The organism is Streptomyces sp. NPDC101219, from assembly GCF_044767675.1.
Lineage (GTDB): Bacteria > Actinomycetota > Actinomycetes > Streptomycetales > Streptomycetaceae > Streptomyces.
In genome coordinates this window covers 155,924-172,910 of sequence record NZ_JBIWOK010000005.1, presented here as the reverse complement: position 1 = coordinate 172,910, position 16,987 = coordinate 155,924, and the positions used below count along the sequence as shown (strand labels likewise).

Below are 16,987 nucleotides of genomic sequence, written 5' to 3'. Positions count from 1 at the left end.
CAGCCGAGTGCCCCGCCCCGCCCCCGCCCAACCGGCGGACCGCGCCCGGGCCCTGAGGCCATCGCCGGCCGAGAGCGCGCCGTGACCGGTCCCGCTATCGCCGGGCGCTGTGGGTCAGCGCTTCGACCAGGTGGTCGGCGCTGTCGGGGGCGGCGTCCTCGCGGAAGGCGTCGCGGGCCTGGCGGGCGGCGACCCGGCCGGAGGTCAGGCACCAGTACCACCACCGGTCCAGTCCGCGTTCGTCCAGCCGCTCGGCGGTCAGCAGGGCGGGCCAGTTGCAGGCGCGGGCCTGGGCCGAGACCTTCGCACCGCCCGCCACCGGGTCGATGGCCAGGACCGGCGTCCCCACCCGCAGTCCGAGCACCAGCCCGTGCAGCCGGTCGGTGACCACGAGGTCGAGCCGGGCCAGCACGGACTGCGTCTGGGCGGGGGTCGCGTTGAGGTGCCAGTCGGCCGTGTCGAGCCGGGTGTCCAGCTCCAGCCGGGCACAGTCCTTGCCGGCCAGCCAGCGCGTCACCGTCTCGGCGACCTGGCCGTGCCGGCGTTGCTGCCCGTACTCGTGCTGCCCGTGGGTGAGGATCACCCCGACGACGGGGCGGGCGGGCAGCGTCGGGGCATGAGCGGCCAGGTCCTCCACCGGCGGGGTGTCCGGCGCGTCCCGGGCCAGGACCCGGTGGAAGCCGGTCACGGCGGGGCTGCCGGGGTCGATCACGGAGGTCCCCACGGCGATGCGGACGCAGTGCGCGAACCGCCGGTGCAGCTCCTCGATCTGCGGCCCGTGCAGCGGACCGCAGACGAACACGAGGTGGGAGTAGTCGCCCGGGCGGACGTCGTCGAAGTGCCGGGCGTCCGGACGGAAGCCCGGACTCCAGACCACGTCGTAGGGGATGTCCGCGGCGCGGAGCACCTCCTCGACGCGGTGCAGGGCCAGCACGTCCCCGGCGGTGGCTTCCCCGTCGCGGAAGCTGAACCACCCGGCCAGCAGGACCCTTTTCGGGCGCACATCGTCCTGTGTGAGCATCGCGCACCGAGTTCCCCGCCCGGCCTGGGGCAATCGTCCGGATTTGTAAGGTTCCCTCGCTCCTTCCCGCGCCCCGGCACCCGGCCGCCCGCCGCCCGCACACCGACATGACCGGACTTGCGGACAGAAACCGGCCGCAAGGCTCGTTAGCCTGCCGGTATGACCACGAAGAGCAAGCGGAGCGCCACCGGGCGGCCGGTCGCCGTGCTCGGCCCCCGGGCCCTGAACCGGGCCACACTGGCACGGCAGTTGCTCCTGCGCCCCGCGCCGGTGTCCGCCCGGGAAGCGGTCGGCCACCTGGTCGGCCTCCAGGCGCAGAACGTGAAGCCGCCCTACTACGCGCTCGCCGCCCGCCTCGACGGCTTCACACCCGAGGCGCTGTCCGGCCCGATGGCCGACCGCGAGGTCGTCCGCATCGTGACCCTGCGCTCGACCATCCACACCCACACCGCCGACGACTGCCTGACCCTGCGGCCCCTCGTGCAGCCCGCCCGCGACCGCGAGCTCACCCTGTTCCGTAAAGGGCTCGCCGGGGTGGACCTCGACCGGCTCGCCGCGCTCGCCCGTGAGCTGGTCGAGGAGGAGCCGCGCACCATGAAGCAGCTGCGCGAGGCCCTGCTCGCCCACTGGCCGGACGCCGACCCGCAGGCCCTGGGGGTCGCCGCCCGCTGCAAGCTGCCCCTGGTCCAGATCACCCCGCGCGGACTGTGGGGCCGCAGCGGGCAGGTCACGCTCACCACGGCCGAGCACTGGCTGGGGCGCCCGGCCGAGCCCGCGCCCGAGACGCCCGACGCGACGGTGCTGCGCTACCTCGCCGCGTTCGGACCGGCCTCGGTCAAGGACATGCAGACGTGGGCCGGCCTGACCCGGCTGCGCCCCGCCTTCGAGCGGCTCCGGCCCCGGCTCGTCACCTTCCGCGACGAGAGCGGCACCGAACTCTTCGACCTTCCCGACGCGCCCCGCCCCGACCCCGGCACCCCGGCGCCGCCCCGCTTCCTGCCCGAGTTCGACAACCTGCTGCTGTCCCACGCCGACCGCACCCGGGTCGTGCCCGCCGAGCACTGGGGCAGCACGTGGCGGGGCAACACCGCCTACCCCGCGCTCCTCGTCGACGGCTTTCTCGCCGGAGTGTGGCGGCTGGACGAACACGCTCTGACCGTCGAGCCGTTGGGCCGGCTCGACCGGGCCCGGCGCGCGGAGGTCGAGGCCGAGGGGCGGCGCATGCTGGCGGTGATGCACCCCGGTACGGCGTACGACGTCCGCTTCGGGACCGTACGGGCGTGACACCGCATGGAGAGGGGGCGTTGCGGGCTGCTCGTGGAAGCCCGCAACGCCCCCTGGTCTGTTCGCCCGGCGGACCGCCGGGCACCTTTGGCGGCTACCTGTTGATCTGGGCGGTGACCTGCGCGGAGAACGTGGTCAGCCGGGTGTAGACGCCGGGGGAGCCGGCCGCGGCGCAGCCGTCGCCCCAGGAGGTGATCCCGGCCAGGCGCCCGCCGATCAGCAGCGGCCCGCCGCTGTCGCCCTGGCAGGTGTCCACGCCGCCGGAGGAGTAGCCGGCGCACACCATGTCGCTCGGCACGTAGCGCGAGCCGTAGGAGGTGCGGCAGCTGCTGTCGGACACGGTGGGCACGGTGGCGGTGCGCAGCTGGTTGGAGGAGGTGCCGCCGGAGCGGGTCGTGCCCCAGCCGAGGATGCGGGCGGTGGTCCCGGCCGCGTACACGGAGGTGTCGGTGGGGGAGACGTACGGTGCCGTCGTGTAGGGCATCGGCGTGGACAGCGTCAGCACGGCCACGTCGTCGCCGCGGGTGACGCTGCGGTAGTCGGGGTGGATCCAGATCCGGCTGACCCGGGCGACGGTGCCGTTCGTTCCGTTGAGGTAGGTGCGTCCGCCGACCACGCGCACGCTGCCGGTGGTCTCGCCGACCATGCAGTGCGCGGCGGTGACGACCTTCGTGGGGGTGACCAGGGTGCCGCCGCAGAACTGGTCCTGCGAGGCGTCGGTGATCTGCATCATGAACGGGTACGCGGACGTCGTGGTCGTCGTACCGCCGACGACGGGCTGGGGGGCGGCGCTCGCGGCCGGGGCGGTGAACAGCGCGGTCGCGGCGGCGGCAGCGGTTGCCGCGAGGACGGCGGCGGCCTTCTTGGCGCGGGTGAACCCGGACATGGTTCTCCTCGGAGGGTTGCCGGTGGGGGGTCGCGCGGGGTGGGGGGTGGAGCACGAGGTCCGGTGAACCGGCCCCGTGTGCCCGGCGAGCGGCACGGACTTACGCTACGAGCACCGGCGCACGCCCCCAATGAGGGAAGCCCCTACGGGAGTTGGGCAGGGAAAACCCTCGGTTCCCGGGCGGACCCGGCCGACTCGACGGCGGCCGGACGGCTCGACGGCACCCGGTCGGCCCGAAACGGTGGCCGGCCGCCCCGAAACGGTGGCCGGCCCGCCGGACGGCGGCCGTTGGCCGGAAACGGGCGCTCGGCGGGGGAGAGGCGGCCCGGCGACAGGAGAACACACCGGACGGCGGGCCGTTGGCCGGAAACCGGTACCCCGGCGCCGGGAGGAGCACCCGGCCGGCGTGCGGCACGGCGCGGGCAGCCTCCGGCGTGGATCGTGCGGCACGGCGCGGGCAGCCTCCGGCGTGGATCGTGCGGCACGGCGCGGGCAGCCTCCGGCGCGAATCGCGAGGCGCAGCACAGGCAGCCGCCCCACGGCGATAAACGCCGCGCTCCCCAGGCCCGCCCCTGACCCCGCCCCACCCGCCCGGAAGGCGCCAACTCCCCCCTCCGGGCCGCCCGTCGAGGCCTACTGTGTACGCCGCCCCGCCGCCAGGCGGACGATGTCGACGCGGGAGCGGATGCCGAGTTTGCGGTAGACCCGGGTGAGGGTCGCCTCGACCGTCTTGACGCTGATGAACAGCCGGCCGGCGATCTCCCGGTTGGTGGCCCCCTCCATCACCAGCGAGGCCACCTGCCGTTCCATCGACGCCAGGCCGTCCAGCGCGTCCGAGGCCGCCGCCGGGACCGTCTCCGGCCGCACCGGGCCGGCGGCGACCGCCGCGTCCACCTGGCGCAGCCACGGCACGGCACGGCAGCGCCGGAACAGCCGCGCCGCCTCCTCGTAGGCCACCGCACCGGGGCGGCGGGCGCGCAGCCGGGCCAGCACGAAGGCCGCGCGGGCCTCCTCCAGCCCGTAGCCCAGCGCGCCCAGCCGGTCCTGGGCCGACGTCAACTGCGCCTCGGCGGCCTGGTGTTCACCCCGTGCCGCGCGCACCAGCGCCTCCGCGCGGTCCAGGACGGCCAGCACGCCCCCGCGGTCCAGCCGCAGGGCGTGCGCGCGGGTGCGGTTGATGAGTTCCTGCGCCTCCGCGGGCTCCCCGACGCGCACCAGCGCCTCGGCGAGGTCCCCGTGCCAGCGTCCCCGGGCCGGGTCGGTGATGCCCATGCCCTGCTCCAGCTCCCGCACCCGGCGCAGCGAACGCACCGCGCCCGCCGCGTCCCCGGCCACCAGCTGGGCGTAGCCCAGGGCGGCCAGGGCGCGGGAGAGGTACATCTGGTCGCCGTCCACCTCGGCGTGGTCGGCCGCTTCCCGGGCCAGGGCCAGCGCCCGGTCCACGTCGCCGCCGGACGCCTCCGCGAGGGAGGCCAGCATCGCCGAGGCGCCCTCCCCGATCCCGGAGTCCCGGGCCAGCCGCAGGCTCTCGCGGGCCAGGTCCAGGGCCCGGCCGCAGTGGCCGGTGCGCAGTTCGGTGTCGGCGAGGAAGCGCAGGAAGTGCACCTCGCTCTCGACCATGCCGCGCCGCCGCGCCTCGCGCAGCAGTCCGGTGATGGTGGTGCGGGCCTGCGGCAGCTGGTCGCTCATCAGCAGCCAGCGGAACCGGGCCATGCCCGCGCCGTTGTGGTGGCAGGCCACGTAGGGGTCCTGCGGTTCGCGCAGGGCCCGCTTGACGGTCGCGGCGGCGTCCGGGTGGCCCATCAGGGTCTCGGTGGACGACTGGAAGGCGAGCGCCATCAGCTCGGTGCGCCGGTCCTCGCCCCGGGCGGCCAGCTCCGCCGCGTGCGCGGCCTCCTGGCGTGCCTTGTCGAAGTCGCCGTGCACCACCAGCTCCCGCCAGGCCAGCTGGTAGTGGACCAGGGCCAGCAGCTTCGGGTCGTCCCCGGCGTCGGCGAGGACCTGCGGGAAGACCGCGTCGACCTCGCCGAGGGCCTGCCCGGCCGCCTCGATGACGACCATCCAGGCGCGCACCCGCTCCGCCGGCACGCTCGCCCGGGTCAGCACCTCCCGGGCGATGTCCCGGGCCAGGTCGGCCTCCCCGGCGATGATCGCGTCCTCGGCGGCCTGCAACCGCCGCTCGTCCGGGCCCGGCGCGCTGCCGCCCGGGGTGTGCCGGGCCGCGAGCAGCCCGAGCGAGGCGGCGACGGACGGCGCGCCCCGGTCGCGGGCCAGCGCGGCGGCCCCGGCGAGGCGGGCGGCCACGTCCGGGTCGGTGCCGGTGGTCGCCAGGGCGAGGTGCCGGGCGCGTTCGATGGGGTCGGAGGCCGCCGTGGACAGCGCGGTGTGCACGGCCCGCCGCTCGTGCACCGGGGCCTCCGCGTACAGCGCCGCCGAGATCAGCGGGTGCGCGAACCGCAGGGCCGGGTCCTCCGGGTCGGTCGTCAGCAGCCCCAGGGCGGCGGCCTGCGCGGTCTCCGCCTCGGCCTGGTCACGTCCGGCCGCGTGCAGCAGCGCCAGCGTGGGCCGCGCGCCCGCGCTGGCCACCAGCAGGGTGCGGCGCGCCTCGTCGGACAGCATGCCCAGGCGGCTGAGCACCAGGGCCCGCAGTGAGGTCGGCACCGGCAGCGGCTCGCCCGGCCGGGGCCGGGTGGGACTCTCGGCGAGGGCGCGGCCCAGCTCCAGCGCGAACAGCGGGTTGCCGCCGCTGGTGCGGTGGATGTCGCGGACGGTGGAGCGGGACAGCCCGGTGTAGCCGCGGTGGTCGAGCAGCGCGGACACCTGGGAGCGGGAGAACGGGCCCAGCCGCACCGCGTGGGTGTCCGGCGGGCAGGCCCGCAGGTGCCGGTCGTACTCCTGGCCCTCGGTGCGCACCGCGCACAGCATCTGCACCGGGGTGTCGCCCAGGCGCCGGGCGGCGAACCCGAGGAGTTCGGCGCTGGCCGAATCCAGCCACTGGAGGTCGTCGGCGACGACCAGGACGGGGCCCTCGGCGGCCAGCGCCCGCAGCGTCGACAGGACGGCCAGCCGCAGCGCGAGCCCGTCGCGCTGGAGGGAGGACTCGCCGCGGCCGGTGAGCGCCGACTCCAGGGCGGTGCGCTGCGCGGCGGGCAGCCCGGCGGACACCCGGTCCAGGACGAGACCGAACAGATCGGCCAACGCCAGGAACGGCAGATGGGATTCGGACTCGGTGGCCGAACAGCGCAACACGGTCCGCGCGCCGCCGGCGTTTTCCGCCGCAAGTGCCCGCAGCACGGTCGATTTTCCTATTCCAGCGGGCCCGTGGAGCAGCACACTGCCGCCCCCGGCGAGCTGCCCGCGGGCGTCCGCGTACAACTCCTCCCGGCCGATGACCAGGTCGGGGCGGCACCTGGCAGGCTCCTTGAAGTCCCCTTGCACGGTCACCGCTCCCCTCCGAGTGTCGTGTCCTGGCCAATATTAGGCAATCGACTCTTTCATTTCGGACGGACGGCGTGGTGAGGGAAATAACAGTGCAGCGACATCCGGAAAAATCCAATGCCCCGCCCACGGAAATAGCACCCTGGCGGGAAATCACCGCAAACCTACGGCAACCACCCCGCCCTCCGTGCCGCGACCACGGCCTCCCCGCTGGTCCGCGCGCCCAGCTTGCGCATCGCCGACCGCAGGTACGCCTTGACGGTTTCGGCCGTCACACCCGGCTGCCGCACGGTCACCGCGTTGGTCGCCCCGGCCGTCACGCACCCGAGCACGTCCGCCTCCCGGGGCGTGAGCCGCACCCCGGCCGGGGCCGCCGGGCCGGGCGCGTGCACCGGCGCGGGAGCCGGGTGACGGTGCTGGAACCACCGAGCGCAGGCCCTCCGCGGCGACCGGTGCGTCGTCCTCGTGGCTGATCCGGCGGGAGCCGGAGTGGTCCGTCACCGCGCACGGCCGGGCCAGGGCGACCGCCGGGCCGACCGGCCCGGTGCCGGAGGTCACCGCCGGGGAGCGCGGTGCGGGCGTCGCCGTACCGGACGGCTCACTGATCCGCACCTGGTGCCGCCCGGCCTCCACCAGACCCCCGAAGGCGACCGGCAGCCCGGCGGTGCGCCGCAGCCGGGCCGGCGCGCCGCGGATCTCCGCCACGCCGGCCGCTCCCCACGGGTCAGTCGTCACCTGATCGCCCCTTCGTCGCGGTTCCGAGCGCGCCTCACCCCCGATCGGGGGTAGTGAGACCTGCATCACGGATTACACGATGGACCACGGCCGCCCGGCAAGGTCCGGCGCCGGGGGGTACACGAGCCGCAGGGCTCCCGACACCGATCCGGAGCCCGCCCAAGCGCGCCCGGACGGAGAAGAGGAACCGGAGCAACGATGACGACGGCGACGGAAGAGTTCCGCAGGGCCCGGGACTTCCTGCTGGAACACCGCGAGGACTACGCCACCGCCCACGCCGGCTTCACCTGGCCGAGGCCCGAGCGGTTCAACTGGGCGCTCGATTGGTTCGACGTGATCGCGGACGGCAACGACCGCACCGCCCTGCACCTGGTCGAGGAGGACGGCGGCGCCACCCGGCTGTCCTTCGCCGACCTCGCCCGCCGCTCCGACCAGGCCGCCAACTGGCTGCGTCAGCAGGGCGTACGGGCCGAGGACCGGGTGCTGGTCATGCTCGGCAACCAGGCCGAACTGTGGGAGACCGCCCTCGCGGCGATGAAGCTGCGCGCCGTGGTCATCCCCGCCACCCCGCTGCTCGGCGCCGCCGACCTGCGCGACCGCGTCGACCGGGGGCGCGTGCGGCACGTGATCGCACGCGCCGCCGACACCGCCAAGTTCGACGAGGTGCCGGGCGACTACACCCGCATCGCGGTCGGGGCGGGCGCGGGCACCGCCTGGCTGCCCTACGAGGACGCCTACGGCGCGGCCGAGCACTACGCGCCCGACGGGCCGACCCTCGCCGACGACCCGCTGATGCTGTACTTCACCTCCGGCACCACCGCCCGCCCCAAGCTGGTCGAGCACACCCACACCTCGTACCCCGTCGGGCACCTGGCCACCATGTACTGGATCGGGCTGCGGCCCGGCGACGTGCACCTGAACATCTCGTCGCCCGGCTGGGCCAAGCACGCTTGGTCCAACCTCTTCGCCCCGTGGAACGCCGAGGCGACCGTCTTCCTGTACAACTACACCCGCTTCGACGCGGGCCGGCTGATGGCCGAGATGGACCGCGCCGGGGTCACCACCTTCTGCGCCCCGCCGACCGTGTGGCGCATGCTGATCCAGGCCGACCTGACCCGCCTGGCCCGCCCGCCCCGCGAGGTCGTCGCCGCGGGCGAACCGCTCAACCCCGAGGTCATCGAACAGGTCCGCCGCCTGTGGGGGGTGGACATCCGGGACGGCTTCGGGCAGACCGAGACCGCCGTGCAGGTGGCCAACAGCCCCGGACAGCCGCTGAAGACCGGCTCCATGGGCCGCCCCAGCCCCGGCTACCGCATCGACCTCCTCGACCCCGTCTCCGGTGCGCCCGGCGCCGCCGAGGGGGAGATCGCCATCGACCTGTCCGACCGCCCGGTCGGCCTGATGACCGGCTACCACGGCGACCCCGACCGCACCGCCGAGGCCATGGCGGGCGGCCACTACCGCACCGGCGACATCGGCTCCCGGGACGCCGACGGCTACATCACCTACGTGGGTCGCGCCGACGACGTGTTCAAGGCGTCCGACTACAAGATCTCCCCGTTCGAGCTGGAGAGCGCCCTGCTGGAGCACGAGGCGGTGGCCGAGGCCGCCGTGGTGCCCGCCCCGGACGCGCTGCGGCTCGCCGTGCCCAAGGCGTACATCGTCCTCGCCGAGGGCTGGGAGCCGGGACCGGACACCGCGAAGGCCCTCTTCGAGCACTCCCACCGCACCCTCGCCCCCTACAAGCGGATCCGCCGCCTGGAGTTCGGGGAGCTGCCCAAGACCGTCTCCGGCAAGATCCGCCGCATCGCGCTGCGCGAGGCCACCGCCGCGGGTTCCGCCGCCGAGTACCGCGAGGAGGACTTCCGGTGACCACCGCATCCCCGGCGCCCACCGCCCTGTCGTACGCCCACGGCACGAGCACGACCCCGCTGCTCGGCGACACCATCGGCGCCGACCTCGCCCGCGCTGTCGCGGCCTGGCCCGACCGCGAGGCCCTGGTCGACGTCCCCTCCGGACGGCGCTGGACGTACACCGAGTTCGGCGCGGCCGTCGACGAGGTGGCGCGCGGACTGCTCGCCAAGGGCGTCACGACCGGCGACCGGGTGGGCATCCGGGCGGTCAGTGGGCATCCGGGCGGTCAACTGCCCCTGGGGGCACCTCCCACGCCTGTGAGGCAGGGGGGAGGGTCCTCGTGCGGTTCGCCACCGCCCGCATCGGCGCGATCATGGTCAACACCAACCCGGCGTACCGCGCCCACGGGCCGGAGTACGTGCTGAAGCAGGCCGGTATCGGTGTGCTGATCGCCTCTATCGCCCACGAAAGCAGCGACTACCGCGCCCTGGTCGACCAGGTGCGCGGACGGTGCCGAGCCGGCTGAGCCTGCCGGACTCCCTCCCGATGACCGTGCCGGGCAAGGTCCGCAAGGTGGAGCTGCGCGAGCGCCACACGGAGGGCACGGTGGCCGGTCTGAGCGGGGGTGCGGCGCCCTCTGGTCCGGGGTGAGCGGGCGTGCGGTGCCCTCCGGCGCGGGGTGCCGCCCGCCGGTCCGGCAGCCGCGCGGTGCCCTCAGGCGCGGGGTGCCGCCTTCTTGCCGGTCGGCAGCCGTGTGACGCCCTCCGGCCGAGGGAGCCGCCCACCCGTCCTCAGCCGTGCCGCCCCCTCCGGTCCGGCGGTGGCCCACCCGTCAGCAGTCGTGCGGCGGTACCTCCCTCCGCATGCACACGCGGGGCCACCGGGCCAGCCCGTGTTCCGCCTCCTCGGTGACGATGCGGCGCAGCCCGTCCGGCAGTCCGTCCGGCGGCAGGACCCGGAAGCCGAGCCGGGCGTAGTAGGGCGCGTTCCACGGGACGTCGGCGAACGTGGTCAGGGTCAGCGCCGTCAGCCCCTCCTCGCGGGCGCGGCCGGCGGCGTGTTCCAGGAGGGCCCGGCCCACGCCCCGGCGGGCGGCGCGCGGGTGGACCGAGACCTGCTCGACGTGCAGCGCGCCGTCGACGGGCTCGGCCAGCAGATATCCGGCGGGCCGGCCCGCGCCGTCGGCCGCGACCCAGCACCGGCCCGCCCGCCGGTAGCGTTCCAGCATCCCCAGCGAGGGCGGCTCGTCGTCGGCGATCTCCGCCATGCCGACGTCGCGGAAGGGGGCACCGGCGGCCCGTTCGATGTCCTGGAGGGCGGGCAGGTCGCCGGGGGCGGCGGGACGGATGCGCATGCGCCGAGTATCGGCCGCCCGGGCCCCATGCGTCCCCGGGATTTCAGGCCCCGGTGGCGTCCAGGCCGTCGGCGGGCGGGTTCACCGGCCGGGGGACGCCGTCGCGGCCGATGAGGAACAGCGGGACACCGAGGGCGTCGCCGCGGGCGCGGGCGCCGTCGGTGTGTCCGGCGCGGGAGAAGTGGACGCCCCGCCGGGACTCGGCCAGCGCCGCCAGCCACAGGCACTCCACGTCCCGTTCCGTCGCGGGCGGCGCCGCCGGGTCGACCTGGGCGAGGACGCCGGGGCCCCTGAGCCACACGCCGGACGGCAGGCGCCGCCCGGTCCGGCGCAGGTCCCGGTACCCGAGGCGGCGCAGGTACCGCTCGGCCGCCGCGACCGCGTCCGGCACCTGCCCGTCCGGTGTCGCCGCCGTCCGGTCCTCCGTCACCGGGATCCGCAGCGACGTCCCGCAGGGGCAGCCCAGTTCGGGCCGCGGCCACTCGCCGGGCAGGCCGCAGGCGGCGCACCGCACGGTGACCCATTCCTCCTGCCAGGCCCGGTGGACCACGGGGACGGCGGGCCGGTGCCGGTCCAGGGGCGGCGCGACCGGGGCGCCGCAGGCGCAGGGATACGACGGGAGCGTGTAGCGGTGTGTCCGGCGGCAGACCGGACAGCGCACCGTCAGGTACTCGGACATGGCCACCCCGTTCCCGGACCGTCCCCCGGGTCCGGCACCTCGTGGTCCCCATCGTCCTCCCTCGGCCGCCCGCCTGTCCGCCACTTGGGGCCACCGCCGCCCGTCGGCCCGGGCCCGGCCGCCAGGCGGCGGGCGCATCCGTCCCGCCCCGGCCCCCTTGTTCTCTCGACGTTCTCTCGACGGGCGCTCTCTTGACGGGCTTCGTCCGGCCGCCCTACCTTCATTCCAGATAGCAGAAGAAGGCTTCCGCATAGTGGAAAACGGGCGGAAGTCGAGCAGGTTCCCACCGGAGGAGCTCACCGCGGGGCGCGACGGGAGTGCGAATCCGACGGCCGAAGCAGGAGTACTCCATGGCTCGAATGACCGCTGCCCGCGCGGCAGTTGAGATCCTCAAGCGCGAGGGCGTCACCGACGCGTTCGGTGTTCCCGGCGCGGCGATCAACCCCTTCTACGCGGCGCTCAAGGCATCCGGCGGCATCACCCACACCCTCGCCCGCCATGTGGAGGGCGCCTCGCACATGGCCGAGGGCTACACCCGCACCCGGCCCGGCAACATCGGTGTCTGCATCGGCACCTCCGGCCCCGCCGGCACCGACATGATCACCGGCCTGTACTCCGCGACCGGTGACTCCGTGCCGATCCTGTGCATCACCGGCCAGGCCCCGACCGCGGTGATCCACAAGGAGGACTTCCAGGCCGTCGACATCGCCTCGATCGCCGCGCCGGTCACCAAGATGGCGGTCACCGTGCTGGAGGCTGCCCAGGTGCCGGGCGTCTTCCAGAAGGCGTTCCACCTGATGCGCTCCGGGCGACCCGGCCCCGTGCTGATCGACCTGCCGATCGACGTCCAGCAGACGGAGATCGAGTTCGACCCCGACACCTACGAGCCGCTGCCGGTCTACCGCCCCGCCGCCTCCCGGGCCCAGATCGAGAAGGCCCTCGCCCTGCTGAACGCGGCCGAGCGCCCGCTGATCGTCGCGGGCGGCGGCGTCATCAACGCGGACGCCGCCGAACTCCTCGTCCAGTTCGCCGAACTGACCGGCGTGCCCGTCGTGCCCACCCTCATGGGCTGGGGCGTCATCCCCGACGACCACGAACTCAACGCCGGCATGGTCGGCCTCCAGACCGCGCACCGCTACGGCAACGCGACCTTCCTGGAGTCCGACTTCGTGCTCGGCATCGGCAACCGCTGGGCCAACCGCCACACCGGGCGCATCGACGTCTACACGGCCGGCCGCACCTTCGTCCACGTCGACATCGAACCCACCCAGATCGGCCGCATCTTCGCCCCGGACTACGGCATCGCCTCCGATGCCCGCGCCGCGCTGGAGCTGTTCGTCGAGACCGCGAAGGAACTCCGTGCGCAGGGCCGGCTGCCCGACCGCACCGCCTGGGCGGCGGCCGCGCAGCACCGGCGGGCCACCCTCCAGCGCCGTACGCACTTCGACGACGTCCCGATCAAGCCGCAGCGCGTCTACGAGGAGATGAACCGCGCCTTCGGCCCGGAGACCCGCTACGTGTCCACCATCGGCCTCTCCCAGATCGCGGGCGCCCAGATGCTGCACGTCCACCGGCCCCGGCACTGGATCAACTGCGGCCAGGCCGGCCCCCTCGGCTGGACGGTCCCCGCCGCGCTGGGCGTGGCCAAGGCCGACCCCGGCGCGCAGGTGGTGGCCCTCTCCGGCGACTACGACTTCCAGTTCATGATCGAGGAGCTGGCGGTCGGCGCGCAGCACCGCATCCCCTACATCCACGTCCTGGTCAACAACGCCTACCTGGGCCTGATCCGCCAGGCACAGCGGGCCTTCGACATCGACTTCCAGGTCAACCTGGAGTTCGAGAACATCAACAGCCCCGAGCTGGGCGTCTACGGCGTCGACCACGTCAAGGTCGCGGAGGGCCTGGGCTGCAAGGCGATCCGGGTGACCGGCCCGGGCGAGCTGGCCGCCGCCCTGGAGGAGGCGAAGCGCCTCGCGGCCGAGTTCCGGGTGCCGGTCGTCGTCGAGGCCGTCCTGGAACGCGTCACCGACATCGCCATGTCGACCACCAACGACATCGGCGCGGTCGTCGAGTTCGAGGAACTCGCCACCGAGCCGGGCCACGCGCCCACCGCCATCAGGCCGCTGGAGGTCTGAGGCCCCGCAGCCCCGGAGACCCTCCGGCACCGGGCGGGCCGCCCCCACGGGCCGGCCCGCCCGCAGCCGTGCCCGTGCGTGCCGGAGTGATCAGTCCGCGCCGCCCCCGCAGCCGCCGCCCCCTCCGCAGCTGAGCGCGCCGCCCGAGCCGCCGCCGCCCCAAGGACCCCCGTACGGGGAGCGCTTGACGAGGCGGACGTCGCGCAGCGGGACGCGTGCCACCAGGCCGGCCCGCAGGGCGAAGCGCGGCACGAGGGCGCGCAGGGCGGGCTCGCCGTGCAGGGCGGTGACGAGGAGGACGGTGCGCTCGGCCAGGCCGCGGCGGCTCGCGGGGACCGGGCACGCCGCGCGCAGGACGCGCACGTGTCGGCGGGCCGCCCGGGTCGGCCGCAGCAGCGGGTGGCGCAGCAGCCCCGCCTCGGCGAGTGGGACGCGTACTTCCGCCACCGCCCAGCGGACATCCGGGTGGGCGGCCAACTCCGTCACGGTGCACGGCTCGTGGAGGCCGGAGTGCACCGCGCTCTCCAGGTACCGGGCCCGTTCGGCGCGGGTCACGGCGCCCGGCCGGCCGTCCGCGGGATCCAGCGGCACCCCCGCCGGCGGGAGCGCGGGCAGGCCCCGCGCGCCCGGCCCGCGCACCGCCCGGACCGTCCCCGGCGGTCCGGGCTCCACCGCGCCCCGCAGATGCAGGGCGACCACGGCGACCGTGACCGCGGCCCGCGGGCCGCCCCGCAGCAGCGCGATCTCGTGCGGCGTCGCCCCGTGGAGCGTCGTGCCTTCGTCCATGGCGCACCCCCGGCCCTCTGGGCCGGGGCCCGCCGCCCCCGTGCCGGCGGGCCCCGTGTGCGGGCGTTCTTCCCGCCGCGACGGGCGGTCCACGCCTCGGCGGCCCCGGTTCAGAGGTTGATTTGAGGGTGCCGTAGCGCGTCTACGACCCCTGCGGTACGCGAGGTCAGGGCGTGGGGTGGTGGCGGGACAGCCCGGGCCAGTCGTCGGGGCCGCCGCCCTGCCACTCGACGAGGTCGGTGGTCTCGACGTCGGTCACGTACAGGTCGGCCAGCCGGAGGATCTCGCTCACGTCGTCGGCGTGCGTGGCGAGTCCCAGGGTCTCGTCGCCCGAGGTGACGCGGCGGGAGCCGTCCAGGCCGGGCGCGTGGACCACGATGTGCGGCCGCTCGGTGGGAGGTGCCATGTCTCCAGGCTGCTGCGCCCCGCCGCGGTCCGCACCCCGGGGCGGCCGGTGCCGGCCCGGGCATGCGGGAGCCCCGGTGCGGGGTCGTCCGCACCGGGGCCGTGGGGGAGGTGGACCGTCCGGCGGGCGAGGCCGGGCGCGACGGAACGTTCGCGCCGCCGGACGGGGCCGGGGGTGCCGGTTCCGGACGGGGACCGCGGCGGGTGCGACGGCACCGGTGCTCCTCCCCTCAGGTCGAAGGAGTGGCGCCGGGGCCTTCACCACCGCACTGGCTCGCACGCCACCGCGGGTCCCCGTCCCGCCCGCCGGACTCCGCCCGGTGCCCCTCGTCGGGGCGCCGCGGAGTCCGTGCGGGCCGCGCGTACGGTCCCGACCTCCCGTCAGGGGCCGTACGCGAGCTCGTGTGCCGTTCCGGTGGAAAGGCGGTGGGGTGGGGGTGGGGGATCCGGGCGGTGCCGGTGCCTTGGCGCGACGAAACAGGTGTCGGCACCGGCACCGCCCGGAGGCCGGGAGGGCGCGGCGTCAGGCCGCCGTGCCGGACAGCCGCTCGACCGCGCGCAGCAGGGCGGAGTGGTCCAGGCCGCCGTCGCCCTGCGCCCGCAGGCTCGCCACCAGCTGGGCGACGACCGCGCCGACGGGCAGCGCGGCACCGACGGCGCGGGCGGCGTCGGTGACGATGCCCATGTCCTTGTGGTGCAGGTCGATGCGGAAGCCCGGCGCGAAGTCGCGGGCCAGGAAGTTGTCCTTCTTGCGGGTCAGGACGGTGGAGCCGGCCAGCCCGCCGCCCAGCACGTCCAGCGCGGCCTTCAGGTCCACGCCGGACCTCTCCAGGAAGACCACGGCCTCGGCGCACGCCTGGATGTTGACGGCGACGATGAGCTGGTTGGCGGCCTTCACGGTCTGGCCGGAGCCGTGCGGGCCGCACAGGACGACGGTTCTGCCGAGCGTCTCGAAGAGCGGCCGGGCCTCGTCGAAGTCGGCCTGCTCACCGCCGACCATGATGGACAGCACGGCCTCGATTGCTCCGGCCTCCCCGCCGGACACCGGGGCGTCGAGCACCCGGATGCCCTTCTCCCGCGCGGCGGCGGCCAGGTCGACGGAAGTCTGCGGGGTGATGGAGGACATGTCGATCAGCAGCGTGCCGGGGCGCGCGTTCTCCAGGATGCCGTCGGGGCCGTACGCGACGGCCTCGACCTGCGGGGAGGCGGGCACCATGGTGACGACGACGTCCGCGTCGCGGACCGCCTCGGCGACCGAGCCGGCCGCGGTGCCGCCGGCGGCGGTCAGACGGTCGAGTTTGGCCTGCTCCAGGGTGTGTCCGGTGACCTGGTAGCCCGCCTTGACCAGGTTCTCGGACATGGGGGAGCCCATGATGCCGAGTCCGATCCAGGCGACCTTGGGAAGCGTGCTCATAGGGATTGCCTCTCTGCCTCTCTCAGTGCGCGGGCGTCCGGCCGCGGGCGGCGCCGCCGGTGCCCGGGGTGTTCAGCGGGCGGCGCGCGCCTCGGGCGGGAGCCAGTCGAAGGACCGGTCGCTCGTGGGGCCGCCGGGCTTGTACTCCAGGCCGACCGGGCCCGTGTAGCCCGCCCTCGTCAGCCGGCCGAGCAGGCCGGCCAGCGGCAGCGAACCGGTGCCGGGGGCGCCGCGGCCGGGGCTGTCGGCGATCTGTACGTGTCCGGTCAGGGCGGTGTACCGGTCGATCACCGCCGGGAGGTCCTCGCCGTTCATCGCCAGGTGGTACAGGTCCATCAGGAACCGGGCGTTGTCCAGCCCGGTCGCGGCGTTGACCTTCTCGACCACCTCGACGGCGGTGGGCGCGGAGACCAGCGGATACCGCGGCGACTCCGGCGCGTTGAGCGCCTCGATCAGCAGGACCGCGCCGATCCGGTCGGCGGCCCGGGCCGCGAGGGCGAGGTTGTCCAGCGCGAGCGCGTCCTGCTCGGCCGGGTCCACGCCGTCGACGCGGTTGCCGTACAGCGCGTTCAGGGCCGTGCAGCCGAGGGAGCCGGCGAAGCCGGCGGCCACGTCGACGTTGGCGCGGAACCGCTCGGACTCCTCACCGGGCACCGACAGGGCGCCGCGGTCGGGGCCGGGCAGCCGGCCGGCGTAGAAGTTCAGTCCGGTGAGGCGGACACCGGCGTCCTCGATCGCCGTGCGCAGCGCGTCGAGCTCGGACCGCTCCGGGATGGGGGTGCCGGTCCAGGGCCACCACAGTTCCACCGCGGTGAAGCCGGCCCGGGCGGCGGCCGCGGGGCGCTCCAGGAGCGGGAGTTCGGTGAACAGCATCGACAGGTTGACGCTGAAGCGCTGGTCGGCGGCTGTACTCCGGTCGAAACCCGGCATCGGGGCCGCTCCCTTCCGTGGGCGGGACGCCGTCGGGGACGGACGTCGGGGACTCGGGGGGTGCGC

General features: G+C 75.2%; 13 protein-coding genes and 2 pseudogenes. 5 read left to right on the top strand and 10 right to left on the bottom strand.

Going from position 1 to position 16,987, the window contains the following annotated elements:
• Window positions 1–94: 94 nt before the first annotated feature.
• The gene (locus tag ACIRPP_RS11645; RefSeq protein WP_403640435.1) at window positions 95–1,021 is read right to left on the bottom strand and encodes a polysaccharide pyruvyl transferase family protein; all 927 of its coding nucleotides are present in this window, start codon (window positions 1,019–1,021) and stop codon (window positions 95–97) included.
• Window positions 1,022–1,180: 159 nt separating this feature from the next.
• Here ACIRPP_RS11645 and ACIRPP_RS11640 point away from each other — a divergent pair, with 159 nt between their 5' ends.
• On the top strand, window positions 1,181–2,305 hold the full coding sequence (locus ACIRPP_RS11640; RefSeq protein ID WP_403640433.1) for a winged helix DNA-binding domain-containing protein: 1,125 nt from the start codon (window positions 1,181–1,183) through the stop codon (window positions 2,303–2,305).
• Window positions 2,306–2,399: 94 nt separating this feature from the next.
• On the opposite strand, the gene ACIRPP_RS11635 is transcribed toward ACIRPP_RS11640, so the two are convergent.
• From ACIRPP_RS11635 to ACIRPP_RS11625, 3 genes and pseudogenes are all read right to left on the bottom strand, one after another.
• Window positions 2,400–3,191 carry a S1 family peptidase gene (locus tag ACIRPP_RS11635; RefSeq protein ID WP_403640431.1) on the bottom strand — a complete coding sequence of 264 codons (792 nt, stop codon included), beginning with the start codon at window positions 3,189–3,191 and terminating at the stop codon, window positions 2,400–2,402.
• 633 nt (window positions 3,192–3,824) lie between these two features.
• Window positions 3,825–6,635 carry an ATP-binding protein gene (locus tag ACIRPP_RS11630; RefSeq protein WP_403640428.1) on the bottom strand — a complete coding sequence of 937 codons (2,811 nt, stop codon included), beginning with the start codon at window positions 6,633–6,635 and terminating at the stop codon, window positions 3,825–3,827.
• 158 nt (window positions 6,636–6,793) lie between these two features.
• Window positions 6,794–7,364: pseudogene (locus ACIRPP_RS11625) on the bottom strand (response regulator transcription factor).
• A gap of 198 nt (window positions 7,365–7,562) precedes the next feature.
• On the opposite strand from ACIRPP_RS11625, the gene ACIRPP_RS11620 reads away from it, so the two are divergent.
• The 3 genes and pseudogenes from ACIRPP_RS11620 to ACIRPP_RS11610 all read left to right on the top strand — a co-directional run bounded on the left by ACIRPP_RS11620 (window position 7,563) and on the right by ACIRPP_RS11610 (window position 9,869).
• Window positions 7,563–9,236 (top strand): AMP-binding protein, encoded by a 1,674-nt coding sequence (locus ACIRPP_RS11620; protein ID WP_403640426.1) that lies wholly within the window; start codon window positions 7,563–7,565, stop codon window positions 9,234–9,236.
• Window positions 9,233–9,732 (top strand): annotated as a pseudogene (locus ACIRPP_RS11615) (AMP-binding protein); the annotation flags it as partial. The gene ACIRPP_RS11620 and the pseudogene ACIRPP_RS11615, both read left to right, overlap by 4 nt.
• Window positions 9,729–9,869 carry a hypothetical protein gene (locus ACIRPP_RS11610; protein ID WP_403640423.1) on the top strand — a complete coding sequence of 47 codons (141 nt, stop codon included), beginning with the start codon at window positions 9,729–9,731 and terminating at the stop codon, window positions 9,867–9,869. The pseudogene ACIRPP_RS11615 and the gene ACIRPP_RS11610, both read left to right, overlap by 4 nt.
• 181 nt (window positions 9,870–10,050) lie before the next feature.
• Here the strand turns inward: ACIRPP_RS11610 and ACIRPP_RS11605 are convergent, their stop codons facing one another.
• Both ACIRPP_RS11605 and ACIRPP_RS11600 read right to left on the bottom strand, forming a co-directional pair.
• Window positions 10,051–10,572 carry a GNAT family N-acetyltransferase gene (locus ACIRPP_RS11605; protein WP_403640420.1) on the bottom strand — a complete coding sequence of 174 codons (522 nt, stop codon included), beginning with the start codon at window positions 10,570–10,572 and terminating at the stop codon, window positions 10,051–10,053.
• 43 nt (window positions 10,573–10,615) lie between these two features.
• On the bottom strand, window positions 10,616–11,251 hold the full coding sequence (locus tag ACIRPP_RS11600) for a hypothetical protein (RefSeq protein WP_403640417.1): 636 nt from the start codon (window positions 11,249–11,251) through the stop codon (window positions 10,616–10,618).
• A gap of 350 nt (window positions 11,252–11,601) precedes the next feature.
• On the opposite strand from ACIRPP_RS11600, the gene gcl reads away from it, so the two are divergent.
• Window positions 11,602–13,386, top strand: a complete 1,785-nt coding sequence (gene gcl, locus ACIRPP_RS11595; RefSeq protein WP_403640414.1) for a glyoxylate carboligase — start codon at window positions 11,602–11,604, stop codon at window positions 13,384–13,386.
• A 90-nt stretch (window positions 13,387–13,476) separates the two neighbouring features.
• Here gcl and ACIRPP_RS11590 read toward each other — a convergent pair whose 3' ends face one another.
• The 4 genes from ACIRPP_RS11590 to ACIRPP_RS11575 form a co-directional block, all read right to left on the bottom strand.
• Entirely contained in the window at window positions 13,477–14,172 is a 696-nt protein-coding gene (locus tag ACIRPP_RS11590) for a TIGR04222 domain-containing membrane protein (RefSeq protein ID WP_403640411.1), read from the bottom strand.
• A 166-nt stretch (window positions 14,173–14,338) separates the two neighbouring features.
• Complete coding sequence (locus ACIRPP_RS11585) at window positions 14,339–14,578, bottom strand: hypothetical protein (RefSeq protein WP_403640408.1); 240 nt, start codon at window positions 14,576–14,578, stop codon at window positions 14,339–14,341.
• Between the two features lie 522 nt (window positions 14,579–15,100).
• Window positions 15,101–15,991, bottom strand: a complete 891-nt coding sequence (locus tag ACIRPP_RS11580; protein ID WP_403640405.1) for a 2-hydroxy-3-oxopropionate reductase — start codon at window positions 15,989–15,991, stop codon at window positions 15,101–15,103.
• 72 nt (window positions 15,992–16,063) lie between these two features.
• Complete coding sequence (locus ACIRPP_RS11575) at window positions 16,064–16,921, bottom strand: TIM barrel protein (RefSeq protein WP_403640403.1); 858 nt, start codon at window positions 16,919–16,921, stop codon at window positions 16,064–16,066.
• Window positions 16,922–16,987 lie beyond the last annotated feature (66 nt).